Raw genomic sequence first — 21,358 nt, 5'->3', positions numbered from 1 at the left:
AGAAAAGGGACAAGCCTTTGGATGGAGGAGTTATGCGCCGATTGCAATCCAGTAAAATGCTTTCCGAGTCCATGCTTTGGGATCTTCAACAAAGCTATTTTTCCGAAAAAGGCGTCGACGCTTGGAGGAACGACGAGGTCCCCCATTACGTGACGAGCAATCCCGCCATGGCCAACTGTTATGCGGAAATCGTGTTTGCCTATTGGCTGGATCGACAGCGGCTAGTTCCAGACTCGCCTCCGGTAGACGAACCGATGTATATTCTCGAATTGGGCGCGGATCCGGACGGTTTGCCTATCATTTCTTGAACCGGCTGACGACGTTGTACGAGGAAAGCCAGATCTCGCCTCTGCCCTTTCGTTACGTATTGACCGATTTCGCAAGGAGCAATCTGGAGTTCTGGCGGCAGCACCCTTCGTTCGAGCGTTTCCGGGAACGGGGAATTTGGGATATCGCTTTGTTCGATGCACAGCAATCGGATGAGATCGCGCTGGAATACAGCGGCGTATCGCTCCGTCCTGGCAGCTTGAGTTCCCCGGTCGTGGCCATTGCGAATTACGTGTTTGACAGCCTCCCCCAGGACCTGTACTACATCGATCAAGGGCAGATTTCCCATTGTCTCGTGTCGTTGTATGCGGAGGACTCGCTCGATACGACGGATTCGGCGAATGCGCTGGAACGTGTGCAAGTCAGCTACTATAACGAACCCTGTGCCGAATCCCCTTACCCGGAGCCCGATCTGACCGCCCTATTCACTCGGTATACGGAAACATTGGAAGATTCCCATCTGCTATTCCCTATTACGGGATTGCGCTGCTTGCATCGGTTGAGAAGCTTATCCGCTCCCAAAGGGCTGCTGCTGCTGTCCGCGGACAAAGGAAGCCATCGTTACTCCGATCTAATGAACGGAGATCCGCCCGAACTCATCCGGCATGGCAGCGTCTCCTTGCCGGTGAACTACCATGCTTTCAAGGCCGTCTGCGATGAGATGGGCGGCGTATTGCTGTTTCCGGAGGTCGGCTATCACCATGTGAATATCGGCGCTTTGTTGATGGTTGCCGATGCAGACCGCTATAGCGAAACGAAACGGGCCTACCGGCGCTTTGTCGGCGATTTCGGGCCGGACGATTATTACAGCGTAGTCAATCACGCGCGGCCGTACATCTCCGAAATGTCGATCGAAGACATGCTCGCCCTATTGCGTCTAAGCCTTTATGACGCCCACCAGTTTTCCCGCTACCTCCCCCGGCTGCTGGAGCTGGCCGGGCAAGCCGATCCGCTCGAACGCGAAGCGATCGCCTATGCGGTCGATAAGGTGTGGCAGCTTTATTTTCCGCTTGGGGAACAACGGGACCTGGCCTTTCAGATTGCTTCTCTGCTGTACCAATTGGAGGAGTATGAGAAGGCGATCTTTTATTTCGGGCAGTCCGCTCGGTTGTATGGCGAATATACCGGAACTTTGTTCAATACCGCGATATGCCGCCATATGCTCGAGCAATTCGCGGAAGCCGAAGCCGGATTGAGGAAGGTACTGAAATTCGATCCGAACAACGGCCATGCGGCCGCTCTAATTGAGGAGTATGAGAATAATAGACTCGGTTCCAAGATCGGAATGCCTTAACTCCAATCTCTATGCTCAGAATAAATAGCAAGCGTTGGGATCTTAAGTTTAAGCCGCTCGAGATCTGTAGGATCGACCCTGTTATCTGAGATATGAAGGGTCTTCAACTGGGGTAAATCAAATAATACGGAAATATCTTCGACGTCATTATGATTTAAGTTTAGTCTTTCCAACTTTTTCAACCCTCTTAACGGACCTAAATTCCGAACCTGATTTCTTGCCAAATCAAGTTCTTCAAGGTTGATAAGTTTTTCTAACGAGGTGATATCCGTAATCTTATTCTTGAAAATAGTTAAACTTTTCAGCTTGGTTAAATGACTCATGCAGTCTATTGAAGCGATCCCATTATCATGAACCCAAAGGGTCTTGAGGTTTGTTAGATTCGAGAGGAAAGAAATATCCGTTAATTGGTTTCTTCCCAAGTTAAGTACCTCTAATTGCTTCATTGATGCTAGGAGATCCAGATGATCTCTTCTCGGCCCCATATCGCTTGGCTTGTTGTCGAATGCGTTTCCTTGCAGGTGTAGTATTTTAAGACGATTAAACTTGAGAATATCCAAAATGCTTATACTGGCGTGAAACGGAACCTCAAGCTCCTCTAAGGGATAGAACAAGGTTTTGAAAAATTGAACATTCTCGTCCATCCCGTTTTCTTCAAGCAGATCTACTAATTCGGCTATCGTCGTTTTATCCGTCCCTTTTTGCGTAAACATAAAGTCATCGTTGAACTTCGACTCCAAGAAGCTTTTATAATGGATAAACTCGTTGAATTTGTGTCCGAAGTTCAAATAGGCATCCATAGTTTGCGCATAGTTTTCCGTCAGAATATTCTCATCGATATCCTTCTTATAGAACTTCCCGCTGATTTGTTCATCGATATAACCGATCAGTACGGAAACATGACTAATCAGGCTTTGAATATCCTCGTCCGTAATTTCGAACGAGTTGCCCTCCTTATCCTTACCGTTCCTATGAACGATATCGTGCCGCCGGTTAATAATATGAATTAATGCCCCTTCATTAATAAAATCAACATCCAGGACGTTCTTATAATTTTCTTTGACCTTGATGATATTATGGAAGGTTGTGTCCATGAGCTTGCTTTTCACCATATTCGCCGAATCCTCTATCCACTCGAACACCTTCTGTATCTCTACTTTCTCCTTCTTGAAGTCGGCGGAGGTTTCTATGAATCTTCGGATTAAACCCGGATCATTCATCGTAATGCCGATAAAGGTATCCGATAAATAGGCTTCCATGGCGGTTATGATATTACTGTAGATCATTTTGTTAAGCGTGCTTTTATTGCTCATCATCCGAATGTTCTCGCTCAACAAACTTTTAGAGATTTCGATATGATCCATGAACGCCTTATAGTTCTCCGTATTGGAAATAATGATTTTATATAGGTATTCATCCGAATCTTCTTCATAGATAAGGCTTTGTTCCACGATCAACTCATTTTCCTCGTTCATCTCTCTTGGCCCCCCGTTTAAGAATGAAGTTACAATCTCAGTATAACTATGGAATATTTTTCATGCTATTCCGATTGCGTGAATCCGAGTCTTCGAGGCTGTCCGTCGGTCATCCAGTCGCGGCTGCGTCCTCTAGCATAGTCCGATTTCATCTCGGTAATCAGTTGTCTAAGGTTAACCTCGTTATCGTAATGCAGCTGCAAAGCGGCGGAAACATACAATTCGCTCAATTGGGCGAGCGTGAAGCCTTCCGTTCCTCGCGCGGCCTGAGCGACCGATTCGTCGTCTACGAGGCGATTCATTCCTTTGTGAACTAGATAGGAACGGCGAATCTCTTCGCTCGGCAGCTTCACCTCATAGGCTCTGTCGAATCTGCCTGCCCGGTTCATGAGCGCAGGGTCTATTTTCTCCGGATAGTTCGTCGTCCCGATGAGGTATATGCCTTCCTTCGACGTTGCCCCGTCCAGCGTGTTCAGAAAATAAGAACGGCAGGAGGCAGGCATCGAATCGATATCTTCGATGACTAGCACCATGGGAGCCCTTTGGTTGGCGGCGGCGAATACCTCTTGAATCGACTCGCTGTTCGTAAACTCGGTGATCTGCCAGTAGGCGACAGGCGCCTCTATCGAGCCGGAGATGGATTTGACTAACGTCGTCTTGCCGTTACCCGGCTTACCGTACAGTAAGATCCCTCTTTTGTACGGAATGCCGTACGTCTGGAAAAAGGATCGGTCCTTGGAGAAAAATTCGTCGATGGATCGATAGATTTGCGTCTTGAGCTCCTCATCCATGAATACCTCGGCGCGAGCGACAGGGCTTGACGTCGACTCTCGGGATTGCTCCAGTCCGTCCCGGTTATCCGTGAAGACGAGGATCTTCCGATCCGCAAGCTGCCGCGAACGCATATCTTCCAGAAACCGCACGAGACCGCCGTCGGACTCGCTGAAAATAAGATCCTCGTAACCGAGGCCATGCTGCGTCACTTTCGGAATTCTGGCCATGGCGACGCGATGCTTCGAATAGATGAACAGGTTATTGCGAACGGCCGGACGGACAGCGTAGCTCTCACGGTTCTGTCCAAGATCGGCCGTGTAGGCGAACGCCCTCGTTTCGACCAAGTCGTAAATGCTGGCCGCATGCTCCAGTCCTTCATACCCGTTACGGACGTCTTCCTCGAGCCCGTTCCATATTTCATAGCCGTCGTCCTGCTCGTAGAGACGAAACTCTGCTTCGAAACGCTCTTTCAGATAATCGACGATGGCTTGCACAGTAGCAATGTAGTTAAAATAGCTGCGCGGATCCGGCGAGTGACCCTCGGCATTATCGGTGCGTACGAAGAACTTCGGGTCCGTGAATTTGAATGTCATTGTCATGGTTAGGTTTACACCCCTTTCACGGCCGCCAAGGGACGACACTTGGCTACAACGGCAGCCAGTCGCGCCTCGACGACGCTTTCTATGATTTGATCTACGTCTTTGTAAGCTTGGGGAGATTCGTCGATCAGGGACTCGAGTCCCCGATGGTTAACGACGATCTCATCCTCCTGCCCAATGCGCAAGGAGGAAGCGAATTCATCCACGGTAACGAGTTGTTTCGTCGCATTGCGCGAACGGATCCGTCCTGCGCCATGGCAGATGGAATGGTAATTTCGCGCGCCTTCCGGTGAACCAACCATCAAGTAGGAAGACGTGCCCATCGAACCCGGAATCAGAGCCGGGTGTCCCGTATCCGCGTAAGGCTGCGGATTGCCGGCATGTCCGGCTGGCAATGCCCGAGTCGTTCCTTTGCGGTGCACGAGGAAGGACTCTTCCCTGTGATCTTCCTCGCATGCGTAGTTGTGCATCAGGTCGTACAGCGTTCGCGTCTCCGCTTGGGAGCCGAACGTTTCCTTGAACGCATCTCGTACGGCGAACGCGATCAAGTGCCTGTTCGCGACAGCGAAGTTAAGCGCCGAATACATCAGATTCGAGTAAGCGTGACCGGCTTCGCTATCGAGCGGTGCATAGACAAGCTTGGGGTCGCTTGTGCCAAGCCCCAGCTTGCTCATCGTTTTCGCAACTTCAGAACCGCAATGTTGGTTTACCGCTCCGCCCCACGAGCGGGAACCGGAGTGAACCATCACCGCGACTTGGCCATCTTGCAGCCCCCATTGTTCCGCGATATGGCGATTGTCTTCATTCACGCTAATCGCCTGAATTTCTATGAAGTGATTGCCGTTCCCTAGCGTACCAAGCTGCCGGTGAGCCCGATGCCATACCGGCATCGGGATTCGATCCAGTACGCTCTCGTCAAATCGGAATCGGCTACACTCGACGTGTGTCAAGGAAGTCGCTTTCCGCGGTGTGTACGAATCCGGAACGTACTTGCCTGGCAGACCGTGAAGCCCTTTACGAAGCACATCCTCCAGTCGGATATCGGAGAAATAACCTCTAGCGTGATTTTCCACTGGAATTCGCTTCTCGATGGCTTTGACTAGCTTGCGCCGCAGCTTCACCTCTTGAAGCTCATCCACATGCAAATTCGTCAGATGCAGCCTCATCCCGCAGCCGATATCGCTTCCGACGATGGACGGAGACACGAAACCGTCCTCCACTCCCCACACCGCCGTCGTACCGATACAAGTTCCTACTCCGACATGGGCGTCGGGCGTATAGCTCATATACCGGATATTCGGAATTTGCAGATTGTTGTTCGCCATCTCGAGCACTTTGGCCCCCATGGCATGATATAGATCATCGTGGGCGAATACGTGCAAGTCTCCCGCCGGGAGATCGATTCGCCGGTAATACTGGTTTTGGTTGTTTAAGTTCATATAAGGGTTCATTTCCTCTCTAATTGGCAAAATCATTTGGAAAATCAGAACGCAAAAAGACCGCAAGCCCAATCGCTTACGGTCTTCGCACAATGTGAAATAACAGGTGTCCGCCTTCTCCACCGCGATGGATGAGGGGCGCTTCCTAGTCTTTACGTTGCTTGGGCCCGTAGAGGCCGATGGACAATCAACAGACGATTCAGTTGCGACAGTGCGGCATTACGACGATTGTTAAGTCTGGTCACGTCCAACGACCTCCTTCCTGTTTAAGATAATGTTTAGATTAAAGGGTAAGGAAAAGATTGTCAATATGTAAATAGAAAATATTTATTAGGTGCATTAAAGTTTGTTATGGGTTTGTGGGACAAACTTGGTAACATAGACGAAAGCAATGGCTATTTAGCTTTCTTTTTCTGTTTTCTACATCTCATTTCTAGGAGTATTAATACTGCCGCCCAGACAATGGTAAAACCAAATATAAGAATAAAAATGAAATACAATCTATCTGCGTTTCTCATGATGAGTTCAATGAACATTGCAGATCACCTCTATTTGACTAAAATCATACTACCTATTAAGCTCCTCTCTCCAGTCTGATTACCAGCTGTGATCCATCTTGAACTCCTATGATGTAAAGCCTTTACTTTTGGAATGAGACCATCTGGTCATGTATCTCCATCCATTTGTTCAAAGCTTCTTGAGTCTCATCTAACAATGTTTCGATCAACAAGTTCTCATATGTATTGGCTTGTTCTTTTATTGTCATCAACTCCCCTTTATTCTCGGTCTCCTCTGATAATGCTTCGTATCTTTTTGTTATCACTTCTTCAATCCATTTTTTCATGTATTTAGCTCCTTGTACTAGCTCGGAATAATGTGAAATACAACGGGGATAATATTTATTGTTTATTTAATTGAGATTCTCCGTGATCAATTAGAGATTCACTAAGTACATCTTAATCACAAATGAACTAATAGTAAATACAAAAACAACTATTAGTTTATTATAACTTCCTCTTAATTTATCTAGTGTAATGGATGAGGAGGGTTGTCATGGATTACGCTTCACTGGGACAGAGAATACGGAGTGAAAGAAAGAAGTTGGCAATGACTCAAGAGAGAATTGCCGAAATGATCGGAGTTTCTGACGCATATATTGGACAGATTGAGCGAGGGGAAAGAAGTTTAACTCTAGATACTCTTATAGATTTAGCAAATATACTCGGAGTTACAGTGGACTACTTACTCCACAACTCTCTTACTCCTAATGACGATAATTATATTGATCATATCAGACAACTTCTCATGAACCGTTCGCCAAAAGAAAAGCAAATGGCCTTGAATGTTATTAAAGTAATGTTTGCACACGTTGATGATATTAGGGAAGAAATTTAGTAACTATAAAAATCACGCATCCACGACTGGATACTTTTTGTATGCTTTATAGCTCCCTATCTAGGTAGCGTCCCTTTCCAGAAGGGGCCAAGAGGACTTAGCCTGATCTCTGGATGTGTTTTTCAATTAAATTGATTGGAAAATACAAAATTCGACAACCTGAATAGCTCGGTGAGTTACTTGCTGGTAACGAGGGAGGGCTATTCAAGAGTATAATCTTTTCACTCACGCAATATCATTGGACCAGATGAAACAATAATCACACAAAGACCCACTCATATTTAATCCATGAGTGGGTCTTGATTTTATGCCAATTGTGCGAGAACTGGCTCCATATAGCTATCTAAGAACTCTTCTGTAATCCCTCTAATCTTGCGCCGCTTAAATAATGCATACATCTCTTCAACTGCGCTGTACGAAAAGAATCTTGCATTTAACGATTGGAACTGTGGACGTGTGGCTTCTCTAAATACCTTCTCCCTATCCTCATCTGGTGCAATAATTACATAACGAGTTGGAAAAGGAGGTAACGCATCTTGAAGTCCCTTCATACGTGTCAATCCACTTGTTACGCCTGTACTATGTTCAACTTCCATAACAGCTGGCATCAGTTTGCCGTTCTTGAACCAGATGCAATCTATAAGCAAAGCAGCTTTTTGAGCTTCGTGAAAAGATGCCATTATATTTTCTTCTTTTTTCAAAGAACCTATAACGCCATCCATTTCACCGATTTTTTGATTCTTATATACGATACCTTTATCGTTTTGTGCAACCCAAGTTTTAAACCCAAGGTGCTGTCCAATTTCAATTAATGCAATTTGCATTTGGCAATGTCTTCGCTTCATTTCAATATCTAATTCAGGCGTTTGTATCTCATCAGGAAGAACTAATGCATCATATACGATTTCGGTGTTTGGCACTTCCGAAATGACCATATCCACGTCTGCTTTCACCATAACGTTTGGTGCATGTGGGTTTTCTGGACACCACATCAAATGCTTATGACCAGGTTTTATTTTGTTATTTGAACTTATGCTCTCAATACGACCTGGATAACAGTAATAAAATTGTGGCGTGTGTGCAAGCAATGCTTCCAGGACAGAGCGAGTATTGTAACTGCCGCCAAAAATTCTATCGACATTAATGGGGTGGTTAGGAGCTAATGCGTTCGCTAATCGCCATAGCATTTGAACGGATATGGATTCATCCTTGGCATTACTCCAAGTCTCACCTTTATTGGGACGAATCCTTTGAATAACAATTGGTCCCTCTGGCTTGACCACATTCACAATTTTAATCAGAGTCGGCGTTTTACTATGGACGTAGTTGTATATTTGGTTTTTCGGCAATAAGCCAATTTCATGAATAAGATTTGCGGCGGTTAATTTATTCATCAGTTCTCACCTTCAAAAAGTCTAGGATGGTTTCTGCAATTCCTTTAGATGCTTCAAACGGAACTCCATTACCTACTGTCTTGAATGCGTCAGATAACGTGATGTTTTGAGGTAATTCATATTCCTTAGGCAAACTCTGAAGCGATAATGCTTCTGCAACCGATAACCGTCTTGCTTTAAATGGATGTAGATGAACTTCATTATTACCATATGCGACTGTGGGTGAAGGTCTCCATCGATGCAAACGTTTATATGACTTTTTAGAGTCGTCACCTTCAGGAATAATCATAAATTTAGCCAACCCAGCCCTTGGAGTAAAATATTGATGTGCATTGGGATGCTTCGCAACATCATTTTTATTGAACCAATAATTAACAGTCAGATTTTCATTAATACCATCTGGTTTTTCACGTTCACCATCTTCAATAAATGGATCCATTCCAGACCATGGCATGGCATTAATATCTTCAATCCGATATTTAAGATGCTTTTCCCATGGAAAAATGTCTGTTAGTGACTGGTTTTTATTCAGTTTAATCCCCAAATTCTTCAATACGCTTTTCTGAAAACCAATTAATATGATTCGTTCTCTCTGCTGAGGTGCGCCATATTCAATTGAATTAATTAATCGCTCGGTAGTTACGTAATCATTTTTATGAAGTTTTGTTTTCATTGCTTCATAAAACTCTCTGTGCTTTTTCGTTCTCCAAAGACCTTTAACATTTTCAAACAAGAAGAAATCAGGTCTTTGTTTGCAGATCAAGTCTACATATGTTGCAGATAATTTTCCATTTTCACCTTCATGTCCTCTGTTCTTACCGCCAACAGAAAAATCGGGACATGGCGGACCACCAATAAATCCAACAAGCCGATTATCATTTTTTGTTTTATTTATCAAATTTGATAACGTTTTACTTTCATCGGATGTTTCAAATTCCGAAATATCACGCAAATGATATCCATATTCAGGTTCTGGTATGCCCATTACTCTACGCGAATGCATGTAAGTTTCCAAAAATGGACGATGATATTCATTAACAAAGGCAACATGGAAGCCGCTCTTCTCAAATCCTAAGTCTAAGAAACCCGCCCCTGAAAAAAATGAAAAAATTGCTGGTGCGCTATTCATAGTAGTTTCCCTGCCTCAAATCATATTTCGACATATCTCATTAACGTTCGGCATTAGTTCGTCTTTTCCTGCTAAACTGAAATTTAAATGATAACAAAATTTAAAAGCGTTGACTAGTGTTAACCAGCCACGCTTTTTTTTACTTTTGCAGTCTTTATTTTTACTTTTTTATTTCGTTAATTCTTTTTTCAAGTATTTCATTCATTGCTGCATCTAATATGTCATCCCACTTTTTATAATGACTTACCTTTATAGCTAACTCATCACGTTCTTCATTTCTCATTTTTGAAATATCACTATAAGAAGTGAGTTTATTATCACTCAACAGTTGATGGAAGTTTTTGTATTTTGTGTATTTACTCAAAAAGTCATCATTGAAAAACTTTAATGGCTCAAGTTCAACCGTTTTTCTTAATGCTAAACTATGCTCTTTTATCGGATGAATATCCGTATTGTTATTAAGTTTTGCATCTAATGGCATCTCCAACTGTTTATCATTACTTGTATGAATTGGAGTTTTATTATCATTTTTTACTTCTAACATTGTAGAGGTAATGTCTTGGGAATAATTATTAGTTTTTTCATTTTTTATTTCATTACTTATTTGTCCAATATTTTGTTTTGAACTCATAGGAGTTGATTTTGTGTTTGAAGCAGTATTTATCTCTGCCGGATTAGACCAGATCATTTTCCATTCAAATCCAACATTATCTTTAATAAAGGATAAAATATTCTTAGATGCTTTTAACTTTTCATCTGACAGCCCACTTCTAAACATAACCCTGTATGCATTGTCAGAGAAATCCTTCCCCTTCAACCCTTGTTCAAACAGTAAGAAATCCAGTAATTGAGGCATATCAACATACCATTGTGGGTTCTGTAATGCACGTTCAACTAGACCTATTAGACTGTATGAATATTGAGGTGGTGGAAATTCCCCAAATTCAATAAGTCTAGATTTAGGTAAATAGGTTGGAGGTACATTCGCTCTTACTATTTCATTTGCCAAATCACTTGCAGAATTAAGTAATTGGTGTACTTGTGAAGACTCCAATTCACCATAGGTAAGTTTACTAAGTATTCGATCCTCTCTTGCTCTCTCCGGTAATGAGTATGTATCTGCGCAAATCCAAAGCACTTGCAACCCAATTAGTACAACAAGTTCGCAACAAATATATTTCCAAAACATACTATTTATTGAATGATGCTTTGTTAAATTTAGTTGTTTTGTCGCTGTCTCTAAAAAGTCGAAAGCAATATTTAATGAGGTATATGGGTCCTCTTTGAGATAAAGTTTCCGTACTGTAAGCCACATTCTTTCTGCTTGCTTATCAATTTTTACAACTCTATCGATGGCTTCAGAATATGTTTTATAAAATTTTTCATCAGCTGTTCCATACGAACCAGATGGTGTATTAGAAAACTGACTAAATCTATCATTAGTCAGAACTCTAACTCCACCAGTAAGTGCAAAGTTAATAATATCACCGGAGGTTTTTGGCAATGCCACATAAACGTCAGTTGCTTTTGTAAATTCGCCTAATCCTTTTGCCCAGAATATCCGTTCGTATGGTTTGGATTTTTGCTTATTTTTACAATCACAAATAATCCGATGTCCCTTAAATGGTAGGGTGAATTGGATACCTAAAACATCTATATCAGTTGCATCTTGATTTATCGGACCATATTGTAAAGGAATGGACCGTCTAGCTAAGTAACCTTGACTTTGAAATAAGCCCGTCACCATATATTCAAGTGAATAGCCTTTTTCACCATTATTTCTTTGTGATAGATTTTCATTTCTGTTATTACCATTCATTTCTATCTCATCCCCGTTCTGAGGGAATTTAGTAATCTTGCTCTCGCATCAGCAACTGGTGCGGTATCATTCGCTTCAATGTGTTTACGTCTGGCTTCAGGTATTACATACCCATTTGGTTGTGTTTTCAGGAAATCTTCTACATCCACTTCATGTTCAGGAAGAACTCTTTTATACGTCAATAATTGTTGGACCATCCTACCCACTTCAGTTTGACGTAATTTCATATAAAACTGACCACCACCAGCCGGTGTAGTTTCTATTACACCATCCATTTCAAGTAGTTGATAGTCTTGACCGATTGCTGTACATTTGCCAACCCATTCGCCACGAACAAGCTTGTTTACGATATTGACCATTTTATCTTGTGTTGAAATTCTACCTCTGCCATATACAGACTTCGTTTGACCGAAACGAAGGCAGCTTAAAAGTATTTTGGCTTTATGAAAAATATCCTGTGAAAAGGACAATACACCGCCTATACCCTGCCCTTTTAACTGTGGCGTAGTGTAATATACTGCCGAACCAAATGATGACTGTACGGTAATTCCATCAAGTAATCCTACCCCCTCCATCAACTTAACGATGTGAGGGCTAATATATTGTGGAATTGCATCAGCCTGAAATCCAGGTGAATCCATAACTAAACTTTGAACTTCATTCACCATATCTTTTTCTGTGGAATCCAAATTACTTATCGCTTTCGCAACCTTGGTAGGATCTCCACTGAAAGCATATTCATTATATAATATTTGTTCACTTGGGTCTCCGCTTGTTTTTACAAGTCCAAGAACTTGTTGGAGTTGAACGGCTGTAGCAGCAACTTCATCTCTAATACCGTTTTTTGAAAGAATATCCTTCAACTCATTTTCATATCTTGGCAATTCATATGTTGATTGCAGTCCAAGAAGACTTGCTTGTTCAAATTCACTGGGTTCAAATTTCTCATACATTCTCGCAACAGTTTGTAACGCATCTACAGTCGAGAAACAATAAATCTCTAATTCTTTTACTCCTCCGTCAATGTCTGTATTATAATCAATTTTCCCCTCTGCTTTTAAGAAATCTAAATATACCTTCGTCTCTGCTGGTGTTATTCCAGATTGTCGAGCAAAGACCTTGGCTTTTTTGAAAGATATGATTTCATCTTTGTCTGCAATAAGTCTACCAAGCAAAGTTCCCGCCTTACCCGATTGCTCCGTTGCTTCAAAATAACTTAATTCTGCTGTATTGGCTTTAATTTGCATCATATGCTTGTTAGAATTAACAACCCAAGTACCTTTAGTCAACTGGTCCATCAATATGTTCAACTCTTTCTATATATAGTGAAGGTCATTTCTCACTTATGATTACTGATTCTTCACAATAGGTATTACTTCCTGCATATTTATGACAATATCCCCAATAACTTTTCGTTTACGACACGAATTCGCATCAATTTTATTCAATTACATAATATGAAATAATTTTCCGTAGTATAAAATATGCAGTTCTGCCGCATGTAATACTCTTTATCTATTTCTACCACGGTCTCATTATAAGAACTGATTTTTCCCACTTTATCAAGCTCATCAAATATCCACGCCTCCACTTTAACACCAGAGAAAATACAATTTTGAATCTGTTCATTCGTTATAATGCGAATAGATTTCTTATTTCTTTTCATCTTCAAGATATATTCTCCTTATTAAATAAACACCGCTAAATTTGATGGGGATTCCCATACTAATTTAACGGTGCTTCCGATTTTAATATTGAATTAGTCTAAAAGTAATCTATCGCCCAAATTCTGTCAATTACAAATACTTAATCCTTATCACTCAATTTGTATGAATAGAAGTCTCTTTTCTACCATTTGTGACCAAAACATTATATCTGCTAGAAGAGATCTCTGAAATAACCCAAGCAGCTCTATTTCCTTCTTAATCTGTCGCCAATCAGCTAGCAGTGATTACTCTCGCTTGTTGTTGCTCTACCAATAAATTATTTATTTACAAACCATACATATTATTAGACAATTCCATATTTTTGTTTATTGATGAAATTAGATATAACCTAATTTACCTAAACGAATGTACAATGCTTGTGGACTAACCCTAAATAGCTCTGCAATTTCTCCTATTTCATTTATATCATCTGAAATATCCAATCCATCACTTAATTTCTGTTCAATCGCAGGAATAATGAAATGTTCTGGCATAAGAATAGCAGCGGCAAATGTATTTGCTTCTATCTCCTCTTTATTAGTTGCTGTTGAGGAAAGACTGTTTCGATAATTCACTCGAAACGCCCCACGGTCAAAGTGAGTTGTTTCACCTTTGTGAAGCAAGAAATGTCCAACTTCATGAGCAATAGTGAACCTTTGTCTGTTCTTACTGTGTGATGAATTAACACCTATTATATTAATATTTTCTTCTTCATCTCGAAATAACATTCCTGATATATCAGAATCACTGAAATCCTCGTCTATTACTGAGATGCCTAATTCTTTTGCAATATTTCTAATTGGCACATGTGGTTCGGTAATCTTAAACTCCTCTAAAATTGAGTAAGCCAATCGTTCTACTTTTTTTAGATTCATTTTTCATCCCCTCCTCCATGTGATGATTTTTTAAGAATACGTTCTAGAAAATCTCTGCTTTCTTTATCAAGAGATTCTTTTTCATCCGTAATAACTTCATCTTGATAAATCTGATTAGTTTGAGGCATTAAATCAGTTGGATTAATTCCAAATAACTTTGCAAAAGTATATAGAACATGAACTTGAATTTTTTGCCTTCCAAGTTCAATGTTTGCAATTGAAGAGCGAGTAAGTTCTACCATGTCACTCAATTCTTGTTGCGTCCATCCTTTTTTATCTCGTTCTTCTCTAATTTTACGACCAATTTCTGTGTAAATAAGGTGTTCCATAAAAATCCTCAATTCCAAATTATACTCTAATAAGAAGTCTTTACATTCTATAGTATTGACTATAATCAACGTTTTTGTCAATGGAGCAAACAAAATTCATGATTATACTCCAAACAATGTAAAAAATCAAAAACGTGAACTTGTTTGCTGTACAAACAAATTAAATTGATTATGTGGTTGACAAATAATTGGCGACGATGCTAGACTAGATTTCGAGAAGGAAATTTGTTCCATGAAGGAGGTGGATCGCATGGCAAAAAACGGACAAGCAGGAGGCGGCCGAGTAGGTCAAGTCACTCAGCGCAGCCAGTTCCAAGCGCCAAACGGCAATTGGACAAAGCGTAATACTGAGACTGGTCGCTTTATGGACCAGAAAACCAGTAGCCCAGGGCCATTTAAAGGGGTTCGAAAAGAGAAATAAAAAAGACTCCCAGCAAAAGAGTCTTCAACACAGGCATATCGATCTGACTAACACACTTATCGTGGGTCAGTGTTCAGTTAAGTTCAATGCTCGTAACATTGAATTAACAAGCTCAACGAACTATTAAACTCATTTTACTGAAAACGCAATCATAACGCAATAAAAATCGTTAAAGAATTTTATCCAAAATTGCGACAGTGAGTGATAAATTTCTTCGTTGGAAGTTGAACAAGCCCACGATAAGTAAATCCACTTAATCTAGAGAGTTGAAGTTTTTTTCAAATTTAAAATGGGAGGTCTTTATGACAGCTATCATAAACTACATAACAACAAACTCAACTGGAATCATACAAGATTCAATATTCGCTTTTATTGGTGTTTTTCTCGGAATTTTATTTTCTCCCAAAAGTGACGCTCCTCATACTGGAAATGGAACATCTATTCACCAAACTATTCAGTTCATCCAACAGAAAGTTATCTATAATATAAATCGCTCATCTCGACATTCCAAACCTAGACGCTCTTCCTCAAATGACTCCGATGAAAACCCTCTTGGATTTTATATTGTAGGAGTCATGTTACTCGCCTTCCTCTTCTATAAGTTTCACTCAGTAATTATGGCATACTTCACAGGCTTCATGCTATTAGCACTCGCAAGCACACTCACAATTGCAATTAAGCTATATATGAACAACCAGTATGACAATTTGAATCGCTTTTGGACTGGCGTTTCGTTTTTCTTTATTTCAATTGACTTAGTAACGTTGATTCTCATGGGAAAACAAATTGATACACCAATATCCATTTCATCAATGTCTGAATTTTTCTCATCATTTGGAATGGTTGGAGTTCTAAAATACGCGTATTTTGCACTTGGTTTTATATTCATTCTATTGCCAAATATATATCTTATCATTCTATTAGTTCATATGTTCGCGGTGAATCACTATCTTGTAAGAGGTGGACGAATATCTGCATTCATCATAAGGAAAACAAGTCGATTTACGATAAACCTTCATCGGTAGCAATCATTGGAGTTCTGATTTGCGTAGTCTCGCTTCTCTTTACTTCTGGAACAATGTATGGGTTCTTTTCACACTCAACTCAAAACGGTGTTAAAAACGCCTCAGAAGTCGTTCATCAATCAAAATAAACAAATACTGAGTTTCTATCCACCTCAAATATATGAACTCCGCCTTTACTTTTATACAATGTCCAACTGTTAGAAGTATTCAGATAATAGAACACAAATGGATTTATACGTATTTGTCCTGCATTTGAATAACGATTTGACTGATAGGCAAATCGGCATTGGAAGGCTTAACAAAACCACCGCTCACCTTGCAGTCAGGATGCTATGTTATGCGTGCCCTCGTATTTGAAACTTGCCTTAGATGTGTCGGTAATGATAAAACTGACCGACACGACGATTACGTATCAAGTCGGTCATCCACTTTGCATTGCTGAATGCTGTTTACTTTTCCTTCTTCCGGAAAGTTTTTTTCTTTCTTTTCTGTATCTCTGTACATCATAAACTTCAACTAAGGGAAACAGATGGTTTATCGGTAACTGAATGGTTAATTTGGACACCTCTTAAGGGGACAACTCTTTCTTAAACACTTCAATGATAGAAATATTGAGATTGATAGGATTCTTTCTTTCAACCTAGAGAAAAAGGTCTATTGGAAAAACTTTTCATTTTTTGAATCTACTTAATCGCTCTTTTAAGCCTCGACTTTCCATTAAAACTCGTACAACATCGATCATCAGCATAAGTTCTATATATATATTAATTTTGCGCACACAAAGAACCGCGAAACATCATGTTATCGAGGTTCTTTGTCGAATGACTTACTCCATCCGCCCTACATCCTCTACCAAAGGCATCCCAGCCTGAGCCCCAAATTTAGTCACCGACAAAGAAGCTGCTTTCACGGCGAAAGTAAGCGACTGTTCAAGGCTCCAACCGGAAGCGAGGCTGAAGCCGAAGGCCGCGTTAAGGCAATCGCCAGCTCCCGTGCTATCCACGACTTCCACCATTGGGGCGGGGATCGTTACAGCGGCTCTATCCTTCCAGTACGACGCGCCGTGTTCCCCCCGGGTCAAGATCACCTTACTCCCGTATCGTTGCTCCCAATCCGCCAGCCCTGCCTGCCAAGCGTCCTGCCCGTCCGATTCCTTGAAGCCGCCGAGGCTGGCGAACTCGGTTTCGTTCGGAGTGATATAGTCGGCTAGCTTCAGCAGGTCAATCGGTAGATCCCGAGCCGGAGCCGGATTCAACACCGTTCGTACTCCGGCGGACTTGGCAATGCGTAGTGCCGCGTGGACCGATTCCAACGGAATCTCCAATTGGACGAGCAGGAGATCGGCTTGCGTAATGAAGCTCGCGGATTGCTCTACTCTGGAGGGGGTCACCTCGCCGTTGGCTCCGGGAATAATGACGATGCAATTGTCTTCGGGCGTATGCAGGATAGAGGCGATTCCGGTAGGCGTTCCTTCGATGATCCCGATTCCGTCCGGAAGGACGCCGTTGTCTTGCATGTTGGACATCATCGACGATCCGAACATGTCGTCCCCGACCGCGCCGATCATGTGCACCTCGGCGCCTAATCTGGCGCAACCGACGGCTTGGTTGGCGCCTTTGCCGCCGGGGATATAATGGATCGTCTGCCCGGATATCGTCTCGCCGACCTTCGGCATCCGTTCGGTCGAGACGACCAGATCCATATTCAAGCTTCCTACGACCGCTATACGGGGTCGTCTCATAACGAACACCTCTTCATCTTTGCTCTAGATAACTTACCTTCCGGGCTAACCGTCGCCTAATCCGCAATCTTGCGGAACAGGTCGCGGAACACTTCGTCCCGGCGAATGAAATGGACGCAACGAATGAGATGGCGGTACGTATCCGTACTCCATCTGAGATCTTCCGAAATGTGCGGACTATGAGTCAGAGAACTCCAGCACCATTCCGGGTTATTCAGCCAAGCGATGACCGAAATATCCCAGATGACTCTGGAATATCCGAAATGATCCTTCGCGCAGTTCTCGTAAGTTTCGTACAAATAATCCCCGATCTCGCTCTTGCCCTTCACGTAATCTCTCAATTCGGACAGCGAGGTTTGAAGATGGGTCGCGACTCCGAGACAAGGAACGAGCACGAGCGGAGCACCGCAATCGAATACGAGGCGAGAGGCGTGCAAATCTTGCATAAGGTTAAATTCTTTGGTATCCGCCCAATGCAACGCATTGCCGCCAAGCCATACGATGACGATGCGCTCGACGATCCGGGGCTCCATCAATAACGCCGATGCGACGTTCGTAATCGCGCCGATGGATACGACATAGAGAGGATCGGACGGATCGCTGGCCATCGCGCGTTCGACCAGATTGCGAGCCGCTTCGCTCTCTACGGGGCGATCGGCCGCTGGCAAGTAAGCGGTCGAACCGCGGTACACCGGGATGTCTTCTCTATTCATGATCCGCCGGATCTTCAGGATTTCTTGGTAGCTCTTCTCCATGCCATCGTCCGGCCCCGTCGACAACTCGTTGAAGAAAGGTGCTGCGTACAAGGCTTCGACGGTCATATTCTCAGCCGACTTAAGTGCATAAGCAATCGCGAATTGATCGTCGATTTCGTTAAAGGTGTCGGTATCGAGCACCATGCGGATTTGACGACCGGGATGCTCCAGCCGACGGACCAATTGGTCCGCGGGAATCGTTGGAAATGAGATCATAGGTGAGTATACCCTCCATTATAGCAATGTTATGAAAATCAACCATAAGCAACCTCGTCGTACCAAGGAAGCTCCTCTTCGAAAGCCGCGGCACGTTGGCAAAAGGATCGCGACTGCTCCAAGCTCAGACCGTTCATCAAGCACAGAGCCATGGCGCCGACCCATGCGTCGAGATTGTCCCCCGCTTCGAGCGACACGATCGTGCCGGGATTTCCGCTCCACCGAGCATTAGGGGCGTGTACCAGAATATCGACTCCATCCGCGACATCTATCAGATCATCGGAGGACGCACTACCCGCTTCTCCGTTGCCGCTAAGCCCAATAACCACTCTAGCCCCCAACTCGCGGGCATACATACCGGCTTTCTTCCTAAGCCCGTCCGGCAACGAGCCGTCCATGACGAGCCAATCTCCCGGAAACAATCGGTGATACAGCCTTTGAAGCTGCTTCGCCGTCACCGCTCCCGTCTCCCACGTCTCGCGAAGGAAAACATGATTGTCCGAGAGCCAATCCGCCGTTTGCACGTCGACGGCTCCCAGGAAATTAACGTCGGCTTTCATCCTTGCGGCCGCCGCGGCCATTCGGGGCGATTGCAGGACATAGATTCTGGACATTGCGATTCGCCTCCCAACTCATCTAGTAGGCAGTGTCAATTCTTGATAGTAAATCCGGTACGTCCATAGGAAATCCTGCTCTTTAAGCTCCGACACCGTCGTCGCCACGGGCAATACGCCTTGCCTAGCCAACCAGCCATAGGCGTCTTTCACGAGACCGGCATTATGGTTCCGCTCGTATCCGGTATCTTTGCCGTCGATGTTGTAGACCGTTCGCCAGCCGCCTTCGTTGTTCTCGAAGTCGGTACGGGAAATGACCGACACCTGCGTATACGGAGCGATGAAGTCCGGCGATCGGGTCTTGTCGAAAGGCGTGCCTTCCCGGGTGAGATAATACAGGTCGTTACCCCTGTCCCATACGATCGTCGGATTGACTACGGCGACTTCTCCTGCTCCGTCCCGATTGTGTATACCGCCTACATGCATGGCGACTTCTTCGCCTATGATCGGATGATCGGCGTCGGAGAGATCGAAATCCCGCCAGAATGTACGGCAGCCTTGCAGCCGTCTCGCGTATTCGTGAACCGTCTGCGAATACAGCATGCGGAATTTGCCTTTGCCGTCCAGCGACACGACGCTCGCTTGCCCGGCTCCCCAATGGAACATTTCGTCGTACTGGACAACCGGATTGCGGTCGTATTTAATGTAAGGCCCTTCGATTTCCTTCGCGAAGGCGATACCGACCTGATTGTGATAGCAATAGTGAATATCGCAGCCCAAGTACACCATCATCCAACTATAAGTTTCGCCCCGGTAGCGGAATTCGCCCTTGATCACGTCGGGATCGCATACATGAATGCAGTCCCAACCGAGCCGATCGGGCTGGAGCACGCGAAATCGGTCTCCGAATGTCCAACGTCCGTCCTCGAGCTTGCCTTTGCGAGCGTAAATATCGTCAATGACGAGCCCCGGCCACGCGTTGGCGCAATAGAAAATGTACATCGTCGTGTCATCCACGAGCACCGGCGAAGGGCAGTAATTATAGATTCCGTCATCGTCATCGAACAATCGATAAGCAGGCCGGTCTTGCATTTTCTGTCCCGTCATGTTGTGTTCCGCCCTGCGCTGTCCCGTCATGTTTTGTTCCTTCGTGTTCCGTTCCCCCATCTCCCTTACCCCTCTCCGCGAATCGTAATCGCCTTACTACCTGCCTTATCCTTTTAAAGATCCAACCATAAACCCGGTCACGAAAAACCGCTGCAAGAACGGATAGACGAGCAAGATCGGCACCGTGCTGATCATGATGGCGGCCATGCGGATCGTCTGAACGCTGATCTTCTTCTGCACTTGGGGAGGCACGTATTGGCTGTTCGAGATCACGTCCGCTTCCCGGATCATTTTCATCAAGAACAACTGCAACGGCATTAAATCTCCCTTGGTCGTGAAGATCATCGCGTCGAAGAACGAGTTCCAATGCCCGACCGCGTTCCATAGCGCCACGGTGGCCAGCACGGGAGCCGACAGCGGAATGAACAGCGCGAGGAAGATACGGAAATCGCCCGCCCCGTCAACCGTCGCCGATTCGTGGATTTCCTCGGGAATTTCCCGGAAGAAGGAGCTGAAGATAATCATGTTGAACACCGAGAACAACGTCGGGATGATGTACACCCAGAAGGAATTAATGAGGTGTAAGTTCTTCAACACTAGAAAATAAGGAATCAATCCGCCCCCGAAAAAGAGAGTAACCAAGTGAATCCAGTAGTATGGGCCGCGCGCCATCAAATTTTTGCGGGACATCGCATAAGCGACCATCGCGGTAAAAAAGACGCTCGTAACGGTACCGACCACGGTTCGCAGAATACTGATCTTAAACCCGGTGTACAGCCTTTCGTCCTGAAGCACAACCTGATAGTTAGCGAGGCTAAATTCTCTCGGGAACAAGAAGATGCCGCCCCGCATATAGTCGTTGCCGTCGTTGAAGGAACCGATCAGGACGAAATAGACCGGATAGATCGTGACGAGGCAGAAGAGCGCCAGAAAGGCGTAATTGCAAATCGTAAACAAATCGAACTTTTTGCTTGCCATACGCGT

20 protein-coding genes are annotated in these 21,358 nt (G+C 43.9%); 5 read left to right on the top strand and 15 right to left on the bottom strand.

The annotated features are described in order from the left end of the window. The first annotated feature begins 32 nt into the window (after window positions 1–32). Together FPL14_RS16955 and FPL14_RS16950 are read left to right on the top strand one after the other, a co-directional pair. Complete coding sequence (locus FPL14_RS16955) at window positions 33–308, top strand: hypothetical protein (RefSeq protein WP_182298907.1); 276 nt, start codon at window positions 33–35, stop codon at window positions 306–308. Further along, a complete protein-coding gene (locus FPL14_RS16950; RefSeq protein ID WP_182298906.1) occupies window positions 305–1,621 on the top strand; it encodes a tetratricopeptide repeat protein in 1,317 nt (438 codons plus the stop codon). The genes FPL14_RS16955 and FPL14_RS16950 overlap by 4 nt, the downstream gene beginning before the upstream one ends. On the opposite strand, the gene FPL14_RS16945 is transcribed toward FPL14_RS16950, so the two are convergent. From FPL14_RS16945 to FPL14_RS16930, 4 genes are all read right to left on the bottom strand, one after another. After that, complete coding sequence (locus FPL14_RS16945; protein ID WP_182298905.1) at window positions 1,618–2,985, bottom strand: leucine-rich repeat domain-containing protein; 1,368 nt, start codon at window positions 2,983–2,985, stop codon at window positions 1,618–1,620. The two genes, FPL14_RS16950 and FPL14_RS16945, sit on opposite strands and share 4 nt — an antisense overlap. 176 nt (window positions 2,986–3,161) lie before the next feature. Further along, entirely contained in the window at window positions 3,162–4,469 is a 1,308-nt protein-coding gene (locus FPL14_RS16940; protein WP_182298904.1) for an AAA family ATPase, read from the bottom strand. Window positions 4,470–4,477: 8 nt separating this feature from the next. Then, complete coding sequence (locus FPL14_RS16935) at window positions 4,478–5,908, bottom strand: RtcB family protein (protein ID WP_229263547.1); 1,431 nt, start codon at window positions 5,906–5,908, stop codon at window positions 4,478–4,480. A 640-nt stretch (window positions 5,909–6,548) separates the two neighbouring features. Further along, window positions 6,549–6,752, bottom strand: coding sequence for a hypothetical protein (locus tag FPL14_RS16930; RefSeq protein WP_182298902.1), 204 nt, complete (start codon window positions 6,750–6,752; stop codon window positions 6,549–6,551). A gap of 209 nt (window positions 6,753–6,961) precedes the next feature. Here FPL14_RS16930 and FPL14_RS16925 point away from each other — a divergent pair, with 209 nt between their 5' ends. Continuing rightward, window positions 6,962–7,303, top strand: coding sequence for a helix-turn-helix domain-containing protein (locus tag FPL14_RS16925; protein ID WP_182298901.1), 342 nt, complete (start codon window positions 6,962–6,964; stop codon window positions 7,301–7,303). A 305-nt stretch (window positions 7,304–7,608) separates the two neighbouring features. Here FPL14_RS16925 and FPL14_RS16920 read toward each other — a convergent pair whose 3' ends face one another. The 6 genes from FPL14_RS16920 to FPL14_RS16895 form a co-directional block, all read right to left on the bottom strand. Next, window positions 7,609–8,697 carry a restriction endonuclease gene (locus tag FPL14_RS16920; RefSeq protein WP_182298900.1) on the bottom strand — a complete coding sequence of 363 codons (1,089 nt, stop codon included), beginning with the start codon at window positions 8,695–8,697 and terminating at the stop codon, window positions 7,609–7,611. Next, window positions 8,690–9,826 carry a DNA cytosine methyltransferase gene (locus FPL14_RS16915; protein ID WP_182298899.1) on the bottom strand — a complete coding sequence of 379 codons (1,137 nt, stop codon included), beginning with the start codon at window positions 9,824–9,826 and terminating at the stop codon, window positions 8,690–8,692. Before FPL14_RS16915 ends, FPL14_RS16920 begins: the two co-directional genes overlap by 8 nt. Window positions 9,827–9,986: 160 nt before the next feature. Then, a complete protein-coding gene (locus FPL14_RS16910; protein ID WP_182298898.1) occupies window positions 9,987–11,645 on the bottom strand; it encodes a hypothetical protein in 1,659 nt (552 codons plus the stop codon). 2 nt (window positions 11,646–11,647) lie between these two features. Then, complete coding sequence (locus tag FPL14_RS16905) at window positions 11,648–12,946, bottom strand: hypothetical protein (RefSeq protein WP_182298897.1); 1,299 nt, start codon at window positions 12,944–12,946, stop codon at window positions 11,648–11,650. 743 nt (window positions 12,947–13,689) lie between these two features. After that, window positions 13,690–14,226: an ImmA/IrrE family metallo-endopeptidase gene (locus tag FPL14_RS16900; protein ID WP_182298896.1), complete on the bottom strand. Its 537-nt coding sequence runs from the start codon at window positions 14,224–14,226 to the stop codon at window positions 13,690–13,692. Beyond that, complete coding sequence (locus FPL14_RS16895; protein WP_182298895.1) at window positions 14,223–14,555, bottom strand: helix-turn-helix domain-containing protein; 333 nt, start codon at window positions 14,553–14,555, stop codon at window positions 14,223–14,225. Before FPL14_RS16895 ends, FPL14_RS16900 begins: the two co-directional genes overlap by 4 nt. A gap of 250 nt (window positions 14,556–14,805) precedes the next feature. Here FPL14_RS16895 and FPL14_RS16890 point away from each other — a divergent pair, with 250 nt between their 5' ends. After that, window positions 14,806–14,976: a hypothetical protein gene (locus FPL14_RS16890; RefSeq protein WP_182298894.1), complete on the top strand. Its 171-nt coding sequence runs from the start codon at window positions 14,806–14,808 to the stop codon at window positions 14,974–14,976. A gap of 302 nt (window positions 14,977–15,278) precedes the next feature. Then, window positions 15,279–16,001, top strand: coding sequence for a hypothetical protein (locus FPL14_RS16885; RefSeq protein ID WP_182298893.1), 723 nt, complete (start codon window positions 15,279–15,281; stop codon window positions 15,999–16,001). Between the two features lie 826 nt (window positions 16,002–16,827). On the opposite strand, the gene rbsK is transcribed toward FPL14_RS16885, so the two are convergent. Genes rbsK through FPL14_RS16860 form a run of 5 tightly spaced genes read right to left on the bottom strand, consistent with a single transcriptional unit; the run spans window position 16,828 to window position 21,352 of the window. Further along, complete coding sequence (rbsK, locus tag FPL14_RS16880) at window positions 16,828–17,742, bottom strand: ribokinase (RefSeq protein ID WP_182298891.1); 915 nt, start codon at window positions 17,740–17,742, stop codon at window positions 16,828–16,830. A 56-nt stretch (window positions 17,743–17,798) separates the two neighbouring features. Continuing rightward, window positions 17,799–18,713, bottom strand: a complete 915-nt coding sequence (locus FPL14_RS16875) for a nucleoside hydrolase (RefSeq protein ID WP_182298889.1) — start codon at window positions 18,711–18,713, stop codon at window positions 17,799–17,801. Window positions 18,714–18,751: 38 nt separating this feature from the next. Next, window positions 18,752–19,327 (bottom strand): 1-phosphofructokinase family hexose kinase, encoded by a 576-nt coding sequence (locus FPL14_RS16870; RefSeq protein WP_182298887.1) that lies wholly within the window; start codon window positions 19,325–19,327, stop codon window positions 18,752–18,754. 18 nt (window positions 19,328–19,345) lie between these two features. Beyond that, window positions 19,346–20,434, bottom strand: a complete 1,089-nt coding sequence (locus FPL14_RS16865; RefSeq protein WP_182298885.1) for a glycoside hydrolase family protein — start codon at window positions 20,432–20,434, stop codon at window positions 19,346–19,348. A 45-nt stretch (window positions 20,435–20,479) separates the two neighbouring features. Beyond that, window positions 20,480–21,352: a carbohydrate ABC transporter permease gene (locus tag FPL14_RS16860; protein ID WP_182298883.1), complete on the bottom strand. Its 873-nt coding sequence runs from the start codon at window positions 21,350–21,352 to the stop codon at window positions 20,480–20,482. Window positions 21,353–21,358: the final 6 nt, after the last annotated feature.

The sequence above is a fragment of the Cohnella cholangitidis genome, assembly GCF_014107495.1.
GTDB lineage: Bacteria > Bacillota > Bacilli > Paenibacillales > Paenibacillaceae > Cohnella > Cohnella cholangitidis.
Note: the sequence above shows the minus strand (reverse complement) of the source record. Positions and strands in the feature narration are given on the sequence as shown.

What these genes read in the sequence shown, in the direction of transcription:
- FPL14_RS16955 (WP_182298907.1), top strand. Translation starts at nt 33, where the DNA reads ATGCGCCGATTGCAATCCAGTAAAATGCTTTCCGAGTCCATGCTTTGG.
- FPL14_RS16945 (WP_182298905.1), bottom strand. Translation starts at nt 2,985, where the DNA reads ATGGATCATATCGAAATCTCTAAAAGTTTGTTGAGCGAGAACATTCGG.
- FPL14_RS16940 (WP_182298904.1), bottom strand. Translation starts at nt 4,469, where the DNA reads ATGACAATGACATTCAAATTCACGGACCCGAAGTTCTTCGTACGCACC.
- FPL14_RS16935 (WP_229263547.1), bottom strand. Translation starts at nt 5,908, where the DNA reads ATGAACTTAAACAACCAAAACCAGTATTACCGGCGAATCGATCTCCCG.
- FPL14_RS16930 (WP_182298902.1), bottom strand. Translation starts at nt 6,752, where the DNA reads ATGAAAAAATGGATTGAAGAAGTGATAACAAAAAGATACGAAGCATTA.
- FPL14_RS16925 (WP_182298901.1), top strand. Translation starts at nt 6,962, where the DNA reads ATGGATTACGCTTCACTGGGACAGAGAATACGGAGTGAAAGAAAGAAG.
- FPL14_RS16920 (WP_182298900.1), bottom strand. Translation starts at nt 8,697, where the DNA reads ATGAATAAATTAACCGCCGCAAATCTTATTCATGAAATTGGCTTATTG.
- FPL14_RS16915 (WP_182298899.1), bottom strand. Translation starts at nt 9,826, where the DNA reads ATGAATAGCGCACCAGCAATTTTTTCATTTTTTTCAGGGGCGGGTTTC.
- FPL14_RS16910 (WP_182298898.1), bottom strand. Translation starts at nt 11,645, where the DNA reads ATGAATGGTAATAACAGAAATGAAAATCTATCACAAAGAAATAATGGT.
- FPL14_RS16900 (WP_182298896.1), bottom strand. Translation starts at nt 14,226, where the DNA reads ATGAATCTAAAAAAAGTAGAACGATTGGCTTACTCAATTTTAGAGGAG.
- FPL14_RS16895 (WP_182298895.1), bottom strand. Translation starts at nt 14,555, where the DNA reads ATGGAACACCTTATTTACACAGAAATTGGTCGTAAAATTAGAGAAGAA.
- FPL14_RS16890 (WP_182298894.1), top strand. Translation starts at nt 14,806, where the DNA reads ATGGCAAAAAACGGACAAGCAGGAGGCGGCCGAGTAGGTCAAGTCACT.
- FPL14_RS16885 (WP_182298893.1), top strand. Translation starts at nt 15,279, where the DNA reads ATGACAGCTATCATAAACTACATAACAACAAACTCAACTGGAATCATA.
- rbsK (WP_182298891.1), bottom strand. Translation starts at nt 17,742, where the DNA reads ATGAGACGACCCCGTATAGCGGTCGTAGGAAGCTTGAATATGGATCTG.
- FPL14_RS16875 (WP_182298889.1), bottom strand. Translation starts at nt 18,713, where the DNA reads ATGATCTCATTTCCAACGATTCCCGCGGACCAATTGGTCCGTCGGCTG.
- FPL14_RS16870 (WP_182298887.1), bottom strand. Translation starts at nt 19,327, where the DNA reads ATGTCCAGAATCTATGTCCTGCAATCGCCCCGAATGGCCGCGGCGGCC.
- FPL14_RS16865 (WP_182298885.1), bottom strand. Translation starts at nt 20,434, where the DNA reads ATGGGGGAACGGAACACGAAGGAACAAAACATGACGGGACAGCGCAGG.
- FPL14_RS16860 (WP_182298883.1), bottom strand. Translation starts at nt 21,352, where the DNA reads ATGGCAAGCAAAAAGTTCGATTTGTTTACGATTTGCAATTACGCCTTT.